13 protein-coding genes are annotated in these 15148 nt (G+C 53.6%); 9 read left to right on the top strand and 4 right to left on the bottom strand.

The window, feature by feature from the left end; translation table 11 throughout:
- The first annotated feature begins 152 nt into the window (after positions 1–152).
- Positions 153–2270, top strand: coding sequence for a glycoside hydrolase family 52 protein (locus J2Z70_RS27910; protein WP_209878538.1), 2118 nt, complete (start codon positions 153–155; stop codon positions 2268–2270).
- 288 nt (positions 2271–2558) lie between these two features.
- Here J2Z70_RS27910 and J2Z70_RS27905 read toward each other — a convergent pair whose 3' ends face one another.
- Together J2Z70_RS27905 and J2Z70_RS27900 are read right to left on the bottom strand one after the other, a co-directional pair.
- On the bottom strand, positions 2559–3665 hold the full coding sequence (locus tag J2Z70_RS27905) for a glycoside hydrolase family 88 protein (protein ID WP_209878536.1): 1107 nt from the start codon (positions 3663–3665) through the stop codon (positions 2559–2561).
- A gap of 102 nt (positions 3666–3767) precedes the next feature.
- Positions 3768–4628, bottom strand: coding sequence for an AraC family transcriptional regulator (locus J2Z70_RS27900; protein WP_209878534.1), 861 nt, complete (start codon positions 4626–4628; stop codon positions 3768–3770).
- Positions 4629–4791: 163 nt separating this feature from the next.
- On the opposite strand from J2Z70_RS27900, the gene J2Z70_RS27895 reads away from it, so the two are divergent.
- A complete protein-coding gene (locus tag J2Z70_RS27895) occupies positions 4792–6399 on the top strand; it encodes a glycoside hydrolase family 43 protein (RefSeq protein WP_209878532.1) in 1608 nt (535 codons plus the stop codon).
- Between the two features lie 9 nt (positions 6400–6408).
- Here J2Z70_RS27895 and J2Z70_RS27890 read toward each other — a convergent pair whose 3' ends face one another.
- Complete coding sequence (locus tag J2Z70_RS27890; RefSeq protein ID WP_209878530.1) at positions 6409–7509, bottom strand: GerAB/ArcD/ProY family transporter; 1101 nt, start codon at positions 7507–7509, stop codon at positions 6409–6411.
- 177 nt (positions 7510–7686) lie between these two features.
- Between J2Z70_RS27890 and J2Z70_RS27885 the strand changes: the two genes are divergently transcribed.
- The 5 genes from J2Z70_RS27885 (at position 7687) to gnd (ending at position 13344) form a co-directional block, all read left to right on the top strand.
- A complete protein-coding gene (locus J2Z70_RS27885) occupies positions 7687–9195 on the top strand; it encodes a spore germination protein (protein ID WP_209878528.1) in 1509 nt (502 codons plus the stop codon).
- Between the two features lies 1 nt (position 9196).
- Entirely contained in the window at positions 9197–10420 is a 1224-nt protein-coding gene (locus J2Z70_RS27880; RefSeq protein WP_209878526.1) for a Ger(x)C family spore germination protein, read from the top strand.
- Positions 10421–10426: 6 nt separating this feature from the next.
- A complete protein-coding gene (locus tag J2Z70_RS27875) occupies positions 10427–10657 on the top strand; it encodes a hypothetical protein (RefSeq protein WP_245368565.1) in 231 nt (76 codons plus the stop codon).
- Positions 10658–10843: 186 nt separating this feature from the next.
- Positions 10844–12382 carry a glucose-6-phosphate dehydrogenase gene (gene zwf, locus J2Z70_RS27870; protein ID WP_209878524.1) on the top strand — a complete coding sequence of 513 codons (1539 nt, stop codon included), beginning with the start codon at positions 10844–10846 and terminating at the stop codon, positions 12380–12382.
- A 68-nt stretch (positions 12383–12450) separates the two neighbouring features.
- Positions 12451–13344 carry a phosphogluconate dehydrogenase (NAD(+)-dependent, decarboxylating) gene (gnd, locus tag J2Z70_RS27865; RefSeq protein WP_209878522.1) on the top strand — a complete coding sequence of 298 codons (894 nt, stop codon included), beginning with the start codon at positions 12451–12453 and terminating at the stop codon, positions 13342–13344.
- A 10-nt stretch (positions 13345–13354) separates the two neighbouring features.
- On the opposite strand, the gene J2Z70_RS27860 is transcribed toward gnd, so the two are convergent.
- Complete coding sequence (locus J2Z70_RS27860; RefSeq protein WP_209878520.1) at positions 13355–13537, bottom strand: hypothetical protein; 183 nt, start codon at positions 13535–13537, stop codon at positions 13355–13357.
- Between the two features lie 24 nt (positions 13538–13561).
- On the opposite strand from J2Z70_RS27860, the gene J2Z70_RS27855 reads away from it, so the two are divergent.
- Both J2Z70_RS27855 and J2Z70_RS27850 read left to right on the top strand, forming a co-directional pair.
- A complete protein-coding gene (locus J2Z70_RS27855; RefSeq protein WP_076078765.1) occupies positions 13562–13756 on the top strand; it encodes a hypothetical protein in 195 nt (64 codons plus the stop codon).
- A gap of 99 nt (positions 13757–13855) precedes the next feature.
- On the top strand, positions 13856–15148 hold the full coding sequence (locus J2Z70_RS27850; RefSeq protein ID WP_209878519.1) for an L-cysteine desulfidase family protein: 1293 nt from the start codon (positions 13856–13858) through the stop codon (positions 15146–15148).

Below are 15148 nucleotides of genomic sequence, written 5' to 3'. Positions count from 1 at the left end.
GATGGATCTATTATAGCATAGGCCGCTGCGTCCGATTGATTTGTCCAAATAATTGGCGGCTTTGCGCCTGTTGCCTGAGGGGAGGGTAGCGCTAACATAGAGCTAGAGCCCGGCACTGCCGGGACACAAGCTGGAAGGAGTGTATATACTGTATGCCAACGAACAAATTCTTCAATGCCCATCATTCACCGATAGGATCATTCTCAAGCTTCACCCTCGGATTTCAAGGAGCGTCCGGCGGCTTCGACCTTGAACTCGGCAGGCCGCCGAGACAGAACATATATATCGGCCTTGCACGCAAGGATGGCCGCGGTTACGATACGTTGCCCTTCCACGAGCAGGGAAGCGACGATGAGAGCAAGCGCTATGACATCGAGAACCCGGACCCGAGCCCGGATAAGCCGCAGATTCTGTTTCACTTCGGGGAAGACGAGATTACGCGCGATTTCCGGCTGACCACCGACAGCTGGCAGGCAGGCGATCTGACCTTCCGCATTCTGTCACCAGTCCGGCCTGTTCCGGACCCTGGGACGGCTTCGGATGCAGAGCTGAAGGAAGTGCTGTTGCCAGCCGTGCTGGTAGAGCTTGAAGTCGATAACACAGCGGGCAGCTCTGCGCGCCGTGCTTTCTTCGGCTTCCAGGGGAATGACCCGTATAGCGCCCTGAGAAGATTCGATGGAGGCAAGGATGATCTGACGGGTGTCGGCCAGGGCCGGTTCCTGGCGATTGCCGCGAAGCAGGGAAGTGTTAAGGCGGCAATGCATTTTACAATGGAGGATATTCTTGCAGCGGAGCTGGAGGAGAACTGGACGTTCGGGCTGGGCCAGGTTGGCGCGCTTATTATGGATGTGCCTGCCGGTGAACGCAAGGTGTACCAGTTCGCGGTCTGCTTCCACCGCTCCGGTTATGTGACTTCAGGAATGGATGCGAGCTATTACTATAACCGTTATTACAGCAATGTAGAAGCTGTTGCAGAATATGCGTTATCCCAGTTCGACACGCTGAAGAAGCAGGCCGAAGAGGCGAACGGGATGCTGGAGGAAACAGCCTTAAGTGACGACCAGACCTTCATGCTTGCTCACGCCATCCGCAGCTATTACGGCTCCACCGAACTCTTGGAGTACAAAGGCCAGCCGTTCTGGGTCGTCAACGAAGGCGAATACCGGATGATGAACACCTTCGATCTTACGGTAGACCAGCTGTTCTACGAGCTGAAAATGAATCCGTGGACCGTACGCAATGAGCTGGATATGTTCGTGGACCGGTTCAGTTATGTGGACACTGTCCGTTTCCCGGGAGATAGCACCGAGTATCCGGGCGGACTTAGCTTCACGCATGATATGGGAGTAGCCAACGCCGTGTCGCGTCCGGGGTACTCCTCCTATGAGCTGTACGGCATTGACGGCTGCTTCTCGCATATGACCCACGAGCAATTGGTCAACTGGATTCTCACTGCGGCAACCTATGTGGAGCACACGGGCGACCGCAGCTGGATGGAGCGCAATCTGACCGTACTGGAGAGCTGCCTGCAGAGCATGCTCAACCGGGATCATCCGGACCCGGCGAAGCGCAATGGCGTGATGGCGCTCGACAGCTCGCGGACCATGGGCGGTGCAGAGATCACGACCTATGACAGTCTGGATGTCTCCCTGGGCCAGGCGCGCAACAATATTTATCTGGCGGGAAAATGCTGGGCTGCTTATCTGGCTATGGAGCGGATTTTCCGCGACAACGGCAATACGGAGCTGTCCCAGACGGCCGGCCGGCAAGCTGAGCTCTGTGCGGCTACCATCGTGGGCAGTGTTACCGAAGGCGGCTACATTCCGGCGGTCATCGGCGAAGGCAATGATTCGAAGATTATCCCGGCCATCGAGGGTCTGGTATTCCCTTACTTCACCGGCTGCAAGGAAGCCTTGGAACGGGGAGGACGGTTCGGCGAATATCTCGAGGCACTTGACACTCATCTGAAGGCTGTGCTTGTGGAGGGAGTCTGCCTGTTCGAGGACGGCGGCTGGAAAATCTCCTCCACCAGCAACAACAGCTGGCTGAGCAAGATTTATCTGTGTCAGTTCATCGCCAGACAAATTCTCGGTCTGGAGTGGGGAGACAAGGGCCATGCAGCCGATTCGGCACATGTAAGCTGGCTTACGCATCCGCAGCTCTCGGTCTGGAGCTGGAGCGACCAGATTATCTCCGGCGAGATCACCGGCAGCAAATATTATCCGCGCGGTGTGACGGCTATTCTGTGGCTGGATGAGCAGCGGGGATGAGCATTCGGACGCTGCATCAGCGGGGTAACGTGTTAAACATTATAAGAAATAGTGCTTTTTATGCAACATTGTTGAAATAAGGATACTGTTATCGGTAGCTAAGTTGCATTCTTTGCAGGATTTTGAAGCGCAGATGTGGATACGCAGGATTATAGATTGAGCTTTCAAGAAGCATAAGTTTAAAATTACAAACAGCGAGCCTCCCGGATGCGGGGGCTCGCTGTTTGTATTATGTGCGAATCCCCAAGGACAGGGAGGCCCGCTGTTTGTTGTTATGCCATAACCAGACTAGAAAATACGATGCTTCCAGCCGTTCAGCTTGGCGACAGCCTCGACATAGTAATAGTCACCGTAGATCAGCGATACATCAATGAAGGAGTCGCCGCTGCCTGCACCATGGAGCAGAATCGCTTCATGCTCCGGCTGGTCCCAGGTGGCATAGTTCTCGGTCAGTGAACGCAGAATCCGCTCTGCCGCATTTGCGTACAGGCTTTTCTCGCCAAGCGGCACGATGTCAGCCAGCTCCAGTAAGCCCGATGCCGCGATGGATGCAGCGGAGCTGTCTCTGAACATCCTCTTGTCGTCTGCCAGCCGGAAGTCCCAGTAAGGCACATGATCCTCCGGAAGGGCAGAGATGAAATAATGGGCAATCCGCTTCGAAGTATTCAGGAAGCGTTCATCTCCGGTGTGGCGGTAAGTATTAATGAAGCCGTACAGTCCCCAGGCAGCCCCCCGGCTCCAGCAGGATTCGGCGGAATAGCCCTGACCGCCGAAATTCTCGATATATGCGCCAGTCTCGGCATCGAAGGAGAGGATATGCTTGGTCGATCCATCCTCCCGTACACCATACTGCATCGCAGTCTCCGCATGGCTGACCGCAATATGTCTATAGCGCGGATCGCCAGTCACCTTGCTGGCCCAGAACAGGAGGGAAATGTTCAGCATACAGTCGATAATCACCCAGCCGTGTTTGTCCTCATTCCAGGCGCGGATGAACCTGCCAACCGGATTATAACGTGCAGCCAGGAAGTTAGCGGCCTCAAGACCCCGGCGCAGGCCATCTTCATCCCCGGTCAGAACGTTCTTGATAACGGCTGTAGGCAGGAACTGAAAACCAACATCATGATGCAACTCCACAGTCGGCTTCACGAACCATTGCTCCAGCGTCTCATCCCAGGGCCAGGCCGCCTCCTTATAGTGGTCCTTGCCGGTCATATCATGCATAATCCAGAGCATCCCCGGCCAGAAGCCGGTTGTCCACCAGTCGGAGGCGATATCATCGAACTTACCGTCTTCTCCGGCGAAATGCGGACATTTCCCGCCGATCTGCCCGATCATCCGCGTAACCTTCGTATCCAGCCGGTTCATAACTTCCTGCCAATATGCTGTACTCATCACTGATGCCTCCATTAATTAGAATATGGCCTCAGTATAGCGTCCTATGGTTATAGAAAGTTGCACTTTGATATGAAGAAATATTGTTATATTGTCATTTGCCTACAGGTTCCCTTTCCGGTACTTCAGCGGAGTGGTCCCGAGGACCCGCTTGAACAGCTGGTTGAAATAGGAGGCGTTCGGGAATCCGACGGCGATGCCGATCTGCTCTACAGGCATATCGGTAGTTCCGAGCAGCCGGCAGGCCTGCTTGAGCCGCCGGGCGGTAAGATAGTCGACCAGTCGGCCGCCTGTTTCCTGATGAAAGATCCGCGAGACATAGGATTTCGAGAGATGAGTCTCCTCCGCAAGCTGATCCAGATTCACCTCTTCCTGATAGTGAGCCTCTATCCAGTTCATGATCTGCTCCGAATAGCGGAGATTCCGCCGTTCTCCGGTAGGGATCAGAGACTGCCCGCCTGTTCCCAAGCAGCTGAGCAGCTGCAGGAGCAGCATCGTGATATCCTCAGGGTCTTCCTCAGACGATTTCATCCTTAACTCATTGTAATTCTGGCAGAACCATTCTATGGTTTCAATCCGGTCCCGAAGATCAAAGCCGCAATACGGGTTGTCCCCCTGCCAGAGAGCAGAGAATAATGCCTTACGCTTGCTGAAGCCCTGCAGCAGATTCTCGGCCATATGGGGATCGAGATAGAAGATCGTGCGTACGAATGGACAAGCTGGTGATACTTCTGAATAGATCCGGTGCAGCTGATACGGCTGGAAAAAGAAAAGCATGCCCGGCCGGATATCATACATCTGCTGATTCACAACAATGCTGCCCTGCCCGCCATGCACGAACATGATCTCACAGCACTGATGCCAGTGGTAATATCCCTTGTAATGGTCGTCGGTATAGATACGGTAGTCCCAGATCAGAGACTGCCGGTTCGCAAACAGAACAGGTTCGAATAGCTGTTTCATAACATTCTATGACGCCTCCAACACGACAAAATACAAACATTTTATTATAACCCATTATAACTTTCTGCTCCCTCAGGCGCTACAATAAAAACGGGAGATTCTTCAATAGAATCCAAGAGGTACAACTCAATCTGTAACTTACATTAAGCAGGGGGTAACATTTATGGCTTCAACCATTGTCAATCCGGTGTTGACCGGCTTTCATCCCGATCCGTCTTTCCTCAGGGTGGGTGATGATTATTATATCGCAACCTCCACCTTCGAATGGTTCCCCGGTGTGGAGATTCATCATTCCCGTGATCTGGTGCACTGGCATACGCTTACCAGAGTGCTGACCGCGACCTCACAGGTGGACCTGCGCGGCAATGGAAGCTCCGGCTCCATCTGGGCACCGGCAATTTCCTGGGATAACGGCTTATATTACCTGCTGTTTACGGATGTGAAGTCCCGCTCAAGTGTATATAAGGATCTGCATAACTACCTGATCACTGCTGCCAGTCTTGAAGGACCCTGGAGCCCGCCGGTACGGCTGAACGGCAGCGGTTTTGACCCGTTCCTGTTTCATGACAGTGACGGACGCAAATGGCTGCTGAATATGCGCTGGGATTTCCGGCAGAATCACAGCAATTTCTCCGGCATCGTGATGCAGGAGTATGACCCTGAGAGCGGCAGGCTGAGCGGCCCTATTCATGAAATATACCAGGGGACTCCTACAGGAGTAACGGAAGGACCACAATTGTACAAGCGCGGGGATTATTACTATCTGCTGGTTGCCGAAGGGGGCACCGGAGTGAATCATATGGTCACGATGGCGCGCAGCCGCAGCCTGACCGGACCTTATGAGACCGATCCCGATTACCCGGTCATGACTACGGCTCATGATCTGGCCTATGCCTTCCAGCAGGCAGGGCACGGCTCACTGGTGGAGACACAGTCGGGGGAATGGTACATGGCTCATCTGTGCACCCGGCCGATCCCGGGAACGGGCAAGCTGAATCCGCTGGGCCGGGAGACCGCCATCCAGCGCTGCGTATGGACGGAGGACGGCTGGCTGCGCCTGGCACACGGCGGAAAGCTGCCGGCCTTGCGGACCGAAGCGCCGGAGCTTCCCCCGCACCCGTTCGATACCTTGCCGGAGCGGGATGATTTTGACGGCCGTGTGCTGGGTTATCCCTACCAGAGTCTGCGCGTGCCGTTCGATGAATCATGGGTGAGCCTGCAGGAGCGTCCCGGATTCCTGCGGCTCCGCGGCCGGGAATCCCTGGCATCGCTGTTTGACCAGAGTCTGATCGGGAGGCCGATTCAGCATTTTGCCTGCACCGTGACTACCTGCCTGGAATACAAGCCGGACAGCTTCATGCAGATGGCTGGACTGGTGCTCTACTATGATGACAAGGATTACTATTATCTGCGCGTAACTGCGGATGAACTCAGAGGGGTAGCTCTAGGCGTTGTAATGTGCCAGGCCGGTAAATATGCAGAAATCTCCTCCATGCAGATCTCGGTGAAGGACTGGGAGCGTTACTATTTGAAGGCAGAGATTCATGGCAGAGATATTATGTTTTACGCTTCCCGGGACGGGGAGGTCTGGACAGCGATGTGTACACCGCTGGATTTCGGCACCCTTTCGGATGAGCATGGCGGCAAGCTGGGCTTCACGGGCTCTTATGCCGCGATCTGCGCGCAGGATCTGGATCAACAGGCGAGAGCGGCGTATTTTGACTACTTTGAATATATAGGCCTGGACGTATCAGCCCCGCACAGCTTATAGCTCTACAGCTTAGGAGGCAGCGCGCCGCTGCCTCACTTTGTGTACTACGAGAATAAGCAGTGGAAGTGCGAGCGAATAGGTTAAATTCCAGTCTACCCAGTAAGGGGGGATTTCTTTGACATAGAAGATGATGTCCTTGGAGATGAGCTGTGAAAGTCCGTAGATCAGGAACGCGACAGGGAAGATTAGAGGGCGGTGGCTTTTCAGCTTGAATATTTGCGCCATTCCGAGCACAAAGGCATAGAAGTAGAGTGCTGTTTTGAAATAGGTCGTGATAATCCAGGCGGTAGCCATCAGCGCTTCAAGCCGCTGCAGGAAGTTGGCGATATTGATTTTTTGGGCCAGGATATAGGCGGCATAGAAACTATGCTCGGAGAAATAGACGCCGAGAACGGTCAGCGAGAGAAACAAAATCAGGTTCAGACCTACGGAGCCTATGCAGAGCGCGATGAAGATATCACGGTTAATCTTACTGTTCTTGCGGGTGTAAGGGTAGATCATGAAGAATACACAGATCTCTCCGAAGGGATAGAATACACCGATCATGATCGAATGCAGCATATCCGGCAGGGGTGTAGTCAGCATAGGATAGACACGCTCCAGCTGTACTTGCGGAAATAAAAGCACCATCAGGGCCACCAGGAATAAGGCAAACAGCGGAAAGAACACCTGCGCTGCCCGGCCGACCGTCTCAAGCCCCAGACGCAGACCGTACACCAGCAGAACAATGCTCATGAACCGGATTACTCCGCCGGGAGTTCCCTCGTAGATCTGGGTACACATGAAATCCTCAATTTCCCGGACATACGTAGAGGCCGCGATGATGAAGAAGAACAGATAGTAACCGCCTACCGCGCTGCCTAGCCATTTCCCCAGCACCTGCCGGCTGATCTCAATAATATTTTGGTCCGGACTGATATTTGCTACTACAACAAACAGGAAGACTAGTGCAATCCCCGGCGGTATACTGATCAGGGCGGCGATCCAGGCATCCTGATGGGCTTCGGAAGTCATGGCTGCAGGATAGACCAGGGCCATATCCCCGATAAAGGTGAAAAGACCGAGGATTACCAACTGCGCTGTGCTGATCCGCTCTTTTTCAATACTCATCTCTATCCCCCCTTTACATGTGTCCTCCAGGGCCTATGAACCCGGAACCCTCTTAGTATGGCATCCTCTTCCAGAATTATGTGAATCAAGTACAGGTCTGAATTTGAGGAATAATTATCAAGCAATACTTCCAAACTAACCTGAATAGAAGGTTCACGGGAAGGAGAAGTGGCCCGGATGAAGAGTACGGTGGAGGGGAAGTTATCCAACCGGCTGGAGGTCAATAATGAACAGCTGTACAAGCTGATGGGCGAGAGCACTGACCTGGTGAGAAAACAGCTGAAGCTGGGAGAGCATACGGAGCTGGCTATTTTTTATATTGATGGCCTGATAGATAATCAGCTGCTGCATAATTCGATTCTGTATTCGCTTCAGGAGGGACGGACCTTGGCTCTTCTGGAAGAACAGGACCCGGATAAGAAAATAGAAATCTTGACCAGCCGTGTGCTAATGGCCGGTGATCTTACTGTGGTTCGGGATTACGCCAAGTTCGTACACGACCTGTTATCCGGCAACGTGATGCTGATGGTGGAGGGGACGGCATCAGCGCTGCGGATCGGGCTGCCCGGCTGGGAAGACCGGGGTGTAAGTGAGCCGAGCTCTCAGTCTGTGGTCCGCGGACCGATGGAGGGGTTCAGTGAGAATCTGCGAACCAACACCGCGCTAATCCGCCGCAAAATCAAAGACAGTCAGCTGTGGCTGGAAACGATGCAGATTGGCCGCGTCACCCAGACCAGTGTCTCGATTATGTATCTCAGCCACATTGCGAATAAAGAGCTGGTGCAAGAAGTGAAGCGGCGCCTGAACAGTATTGATACGGACAGTATTCTGGAGAGCGGCTATATCGAGGAATTTATTCAGGATAAGGTGGCAACACCCTTCCCTACGATTTATAACAGTGACCGGCCGGATACCATTGCGGCGGGCATCCTGGAAGGGAAGGTGGCTATTCTGGTTGACGGAACGCCTTTTGTGCTGCTGGCCCCGACCGTATTTGTCTCCTTCTTTCAGTCGGCGGAGGATTATTACCAGCGGGCGGATATTTCTACCCTGCTGCGGTTCATCCGGTTTCTGGCTTTTTTTATCACCTTGTTTGCCCCTGCGTTCTATGTGGCTATCACAACCTTTCATCAGGAGATGATCCCGACCAATCTGGTGATCAGCCTGGCTGCCCAGCGGGAGACGGTGCCGTTTCCGACTTTTGTCGAAGCGCTGATGATGGAATTAACCTATGAGATTCTGCGGGAAGCAGGCGTACGGATTCCAAAAAACGTGGGCCAGGCTGTCTCTATCGTCGGTACGCTGGTTATCGGGCAGGCGGCGGTTGCAGCGGGATTCATCTCCTCAGCTATGGTTATCATTGTATCCATAACAGCAATCTCAAGCTTTGTGATTCCCGAAGCCGGGATGTCCATCGCCGCACGCATCATCCGGTTTTTCCTGATTGCGCTGGCCGGTTTCATGGGGCTGTACGGAATATTGTGCGGAGTATTCTTAGTGGTGCTGCATCTCGTCAGCCTGCGCTCCTTCGGCGTTCCTTATATGAGTCCGCTGGGGCCCTTCCGGCCGGCAGACCTTAAGGATTCGATCTTCAGGTTCCCCTGGCCGTTCCTGAGAACAAGACCGCAAGAGAATAGAACCCAGAATCTGTATCGCCAGAACAGATCCAAACGCGGAGGTTCCTGATATGACAAGCCGTATAAAGAGAGCCGTCGCTGCTTGCCTTCCCCTGCTGCTGCTTTCGCTATTGCTTAGCGGGTGCTGGGAGAGGAAGGAGCTGAATGAATTGGCTTTTGTGCTGGCGCTGGGCTTTGATAAAGCGGAGAAAGGCTACAACGTAACGATGCAGGTGGTCATCCCCTCCTCTATCTCTTCTCAGAATGCGGGGGGAACAGGGGGGAGCGGGGTTCCCGTAGTTGTGTATAATTTTAACGTGCCAACGATCTATGAATCCCTCCGCAAGTTCAATCTGATCAGCTCCCGTTCCCCATATATGGGCCATATCCGGGTACTCGTGATTGGAGAAGAGCTGGCGCGCGAAGGGGTGGGTGAGACGTTGGATGTGATCAAAAGAAGCCGGGAGCCGCGCATGGACTTCTATGTGATGGTTGCGCGGAAGACGACTGCCGAGAATGTTCTGAAGGTGCTGACCCCGCTGGACCGGCTGCCGGCTACTAAATTATTCAGTTCCCTGGACAAGTCCTACAGGATCTCTTCCAAGACCGTCGCGGTCACGCTGGATAAATTCATCGAGGACCTGCTCTACCAAGGAGAGAATCCGGTGTTGACTGGAGTAGAGGTGCTGGGTGATCCAGAGGCGGGCAGTGAGAAAACCAATGTTGAGCAGACAGACCCCAGAACGAAACTTCGCTATGATAGTGTTGCTGTATTTAAAAAGGACAAGATGATTGGCTGGATAGATGATAACTTAACAATTGGCTATAACTATGTGACTGATAACGTCACCAAAAATACGGGGAACTTCAAAGACGAACACGGAACCCTGATCATTATAGAGGCGCTTACCTCCGCTACCAGACGGAAGGTGAAGATCATAGACGGAGAGCCGCATATTTATTTGAGCACGGAAGCTCTATGCAATGTGGAGGAGATTGAAGGGAATTATAAGCTGGATACGGAGGACAAGATCAAATTACTTGAAGAGGTGACAGAAGACCGGGTTGTAATTCGGATGAAAGAAGCTGTAGAGGGAATCAGCAAGAAATTCAATTTGGATATCTTTGGCTTCGGCCAATCGATTTACCGTAAGAGCCCCAAGGCATGGGAGAGGCTGAAGGAACGGAAGGGTGAAGGCTATCTCAAGACACTCCATGTCCATTACGAGGCCAGTGTGACGATCAACCGGATCGGTACGATTGATAATTCTTTTCTTGAAGATATTAAGGAGTGAGCCTGTATGCTGCTGGTGCTGATGTTTGCTCTGATTGCCGCAGGCTGTGCAGCCATGGATCTGTCCTCCCTGAAGGGCAGGCAGAAGACGCGTGATCGTGTGATCTGGGGTCTGCTGTGGATCGGCGGAATGACGGCCACGATATGCACGCTGCTCAAAATTCAGGTTCCCAGCCCGCTGCTGCTGATTATGTTCATCTATAAGCCGATCAATGATCTGGTATCTTCATGGTTCTGATCAAGGGTTCGGAACATCCTGGCAGGTCTTCTCGTTGAAGGCCTGCTATTTGGCATGTTTGGGTAATTATCGTAAATGTCGAATTGAGATTGACGAATTGATTTTATAGTCGTATGATGTGTTATAAAGTTCCTGAGTATTAATAAGTAACTATATAATAAAATAATAACAACGGGAGGAATGAAAGTGGAATCATCTACATTTGTACTTTTTGGCGCAACCGGGGACTTGGCGAAGCGGAAAATCTTCCCCGCTTTATACAACCTGTTTACTGATGGCAAGCTTTCCGGTCCTCTCTCAGTCATTGGACTGGGCAGACGGGAGCTCACTAACGAGACGTTCCAGCGTCAGGTGCTGGACTCCCTGCGCACCTTCTCGCGCCGTCCGGTAGAGGATACAGCGGCGCTGCAGAATTTCCTGCAGGCTTTTGAATATAGTGTGCTGGATGTCGGACGTCCTGAGGATTATGTGAAGCTGCTTGGGCATGTACAGCGCCGGGAGGAAAAGCTGGGGCTTCCGCAGAACCGGATGTTCTACCTGTCAGTCGGTCCCGAATTCTTCGGGGAGATTGCCGGTAATATCAATGCCAGCGGACTCGGGAATACCAAGGGCTGGAAACGTCTGATCATCGAGAAGCCGTTCGGACGGGATCTGCAGTCGGCGCGTGTGCTGAATGAGAGCTTGAGCGCAGCTTTTGCAGAGGAGGAAATCTTCCGGATTGACCACTTCCTCGGCAAGCCGATGGTGCAGAACCTGGAGGTGCTGAAATACTCTAACCCTGTGCTGCGGGCCTTGTGGCAGAACCGGTATATCGCGAATGTCCAGATTACCGCCAGTGAGACGGTGGGTGTGGAAGAGCGGGCGGGTTACTATGATAAGGCTGGGGCGCTGCGTGACATGTTCCAGAACCATATGCTCCAATTGCTGATGATGATGGCAATGCAGCTTCCGAAGGGCAGTACACCGGAAGACGTCCGCAGCAAAAAACGGCATGTCATCCGTTCCGTCCGGCCGCTGCTGCCCGAAGAGGTAGCACAGCATGTAGTGCGCGGCCAGTATGCAGCGGGGGAGATGCGCGGACAGCAAGTGCCTGCGTATACCGCTGAACCGGGGATCGCAGCCACTTCACAGAATGAGACGTATATTGCTGCACGCCTATGGATTGAAGATCCGCTGTGGAACGATGTGCCGTTCTACATTCGTACAGGTAAGCGCATGAAGGAGAAATCCACGCGGATTGTTATTGAATTCAAAGAGCCGTTTAATGATGTGCATAACAAGAACCGTAACAAGCTGCCGCTTGACCCTAATCTGCTGGTGATTGATATTGGCCCGCATGAGGGCATCTCTCTGACTCTGAATACCAAGAATCCGCTTCAGCACGGGAAGCTTGAGCCGGTTAGCATTAAGCATGAGCCGGGCAATCCTGATGTGCCGGAGGCTTATGAGAATCTGATCTATGATGCTATGCTCGGCGACGCTACGTTCTTTGCCCACTGGGAGGAAGTAGAGTTGTCCTGGCAGTGGGTTCAGCCTATAATCGAAGCAACAGCAGATGGCAGCCTGCCGCTGCACCTGTATCCTGCCGGATCTAACGGCCCGGCGGCGGCAGATCAGCTCCTTGGCGAGTTCCACTGGTGGCTGGATGAGCCGGAGAATGCAGAGCCTGCACGCGTTCACCGGACAGCCGGGATAGAGCCGGAAGTCATCCGGCCGGGAGCGTAAGCGGCGGCGGTAACAGCAAGCGGACAGAGTTAGCTTATATATGACTACACAATTCGGAGGGATTCGTAATGAAAGTCGGTTTAATCGGACTTGGCAAAATGGGCTTCAATCTGGGCCAGAACCTGCTGGAGCATGCCCATGAAGTAGTAGCGTATGATGTGAATCCTGCTGCGGTGCAGGAACTGGCCGAACGCGGTGCGTCCGGGGCAGCAAGCCTGGAGGAGCTTACGGGCCGGCTTGATTCCCCGCGCGTTCTCTGGATCATGGTTCCCCATACTTTTGTAGATTCAGTAATTGCTGAACTGACGCCGCTATTATCCAAGGGAGATATCATTATTGAAGCCGGGAACTCTCATTATAAAGAGTCGATCCGCCGTCATGAGGAGCTGGGTGCCCACGGAATTCACTTCCTGGATGCAGGAACCTCCGGCGGAATGGAAGGCGCGCGCAATGGGGCCTGCTATATGGTTGGAGGCGATGAGGAAGCGTGGGCAGTGGTCGAGCCGCTGTTCCATGACACTGCGGTAGAGAACGGATACCTGTACGCCGGCAAATCCGGGAGCGGACATTTCCTCAAGATGGTGCATAACGGCATTGAATACGGGATGATGGCTGCGATTGGTGAGGGCTTCGAGGTGCTGGAGAAAAGCGGATATGACTTCGACTTCGAGCAGGTGGCCCGCGTCTGGAACAACGGCTCTGTCGTCCGCTCCTGGCTGATGGAGCTGATCGAGCGCGCCTTCTCCAAGGATGCCAAGTTGGAAGACATCAAGGGCGTCATGCATTCCTCCGGGGAGGGACGCTGGACGCTGGAGACCGCCTTCGACCTCCAGGCAGCGACTCCGGTTATCGCGATGGCTCTGCTCATGCGCTACCGGTCGCTGGAGACCGACACCTTCACTGGCAAAGTCGTCGCCGCCTTGCGAAACGAATTCGGCGGCCATGCGGTGGAGTCGAAGTAAGCGAAGGCAATTAGGCTGAAGCGGTGATATCAGGGGGCTGTCCCGAAGCCATGAAATGGCTGTTTGGGGCAGCCTTTTCTATTTCGGCTTTGGCCGGAGCAGTGCTTTTCCCGCCAATGGAGAAGTACTGCTCTTTGTTGTGCCTGCACAGAGAATCAGACAACCCGCCCGAAGCATATAAGTACAGAAACATGAAAATGGACGGGGGAGATGGCAGGTGTCCCGTAATCAGGAATTCAGAGTCTATCTGGTCACGAAGAGAGATATTTTACGGTTTATCGTGGTTGAAATCATTATCGGCAGTATGACATATAAGCTGGCTTTGAACCTTTGTCATAATGCGATTCTGGCAGGTGCCGGAGGCTGGGCTTGTACAGAAGGGCTGAAGCGGCTGGTGAAGCTCGGCGGGTGATGGGTAATAACGGGGATTCCCCGGATTGTCTATCTGATGTACTATATATAGAAACAGATTAGACATAGATAGACAGACAGAGGGAATGGTGATGCACAGATGGTTAACCTACTGGAAGTATTACACAAAGAAATTATGCCGGCAGAAGGCTGCACCGAACCGATTGCGGTAGCTTATGCCGTCTCGTTGGCGGCTGAGCTGGTTGATGAAGAGATTACAGGAATCGAGCTGTTCCTCAGCGGCAATATCATCAAGAATGCGATGGGTGTGGGGATTCCTGGTACAGGCCAGACGGGCTTGCCGATAGCGGTTGCCTTGGGTGCGGTGGTGCGCCGCTCGGAGCGGAAGCTGGAGATTCTGTCCGGGCTGACCCCGGCGGAGCTGGCAAGTGCAGAGGGACTGCTGGAGCGTAAGCTGCTGGAGGTTGAGCTGAAGGATACGCCGGAGAAGCTATATATAGAAGCGAGAGTACACAGCAAGAACCATACCGCCACAGCGATCCTGGTAAAAGAGCACACGAATGTGCAGTATCTGGCGAAGGATGGCCAGCGGCTTGAGCCGAAAATGGACAAGGCCGACTGCGGAGACCCGCTTAGTCTGGACCCCGAGGTATACTCGGTCTCACTCGAAGATATCTATGCCTTCGTTCAGAATACACCATTCGAGGATCTTCGCTTCCTGCTGGAGGGAGCGGTTATGAATAAGGCGATCTCGGAGGAAGGGCTACGCGGGGAGTATGGTCTCCAGGTGGGCCGGAAAATGAGCCAGCAATCCGCCCTCAATCTGTTCGGCGCGGATGTGGCGAACCGGATCATTGCCGCAACGGCAGCCGCATCCGATGCACGGATGGACGGCAGTGCCATGCCGGTAATGACGACGGCGGGCAGCGGCAATCAGGGGATTGCCTGTACCATGCCGGTCATTGCCCTGGCCGAGCTCCTCGGCAAGGATGAGGAGACCCTGGCAAGAGCGATGGCGCTCAGCAATCTGATTACCATCCATGTGAAGCATTACATTGGCCGTCTGTCCCCGCTCTGCGGCTCAGGCATTGCCGGTGGAGTGGGGGCGGGCAGCGGCATTGTCTATCTGATGGGCGGGACGCTGGCGCAGATCAAGCACTCCATCCAGAATACGATTGCCTCTACTTCCGGCATGATCTGCGATGGTGCCAAGCCAACCTGTGCGCTCAAAATCTCAACGGCCACCAACGCGGCCATCCAGTCTGCTACTCTCGCCATGAACAATATCTCCGCGAGTCCGAGTGATGGTGTCATCTTCGAGAAGGTGGAGGATACGATCAAGAATATGGAGACCCTGGTCCAGGAAGGGCTTGCCGCCACAGACCAGGCGATTCTGAATATTATGCTCTCCAAGGGAGCCGCTTCTTCATAG

It is taken from the genome of Paenibacillus silagei, assembly GCF_017874735.1.
In the GTDB taxonomy this organism is placed as follows: Bacteria; Bacillota; Bacilli; order Paenibacillales; family Paenibacillaceae; genus Paenibacillus_AQ; species Paenibacillus_AQ silagei.
Note: the sequence above shows the minus strand (reverse complement) of the source record. Positions and strands in the feature narration are given on the sequence as shown.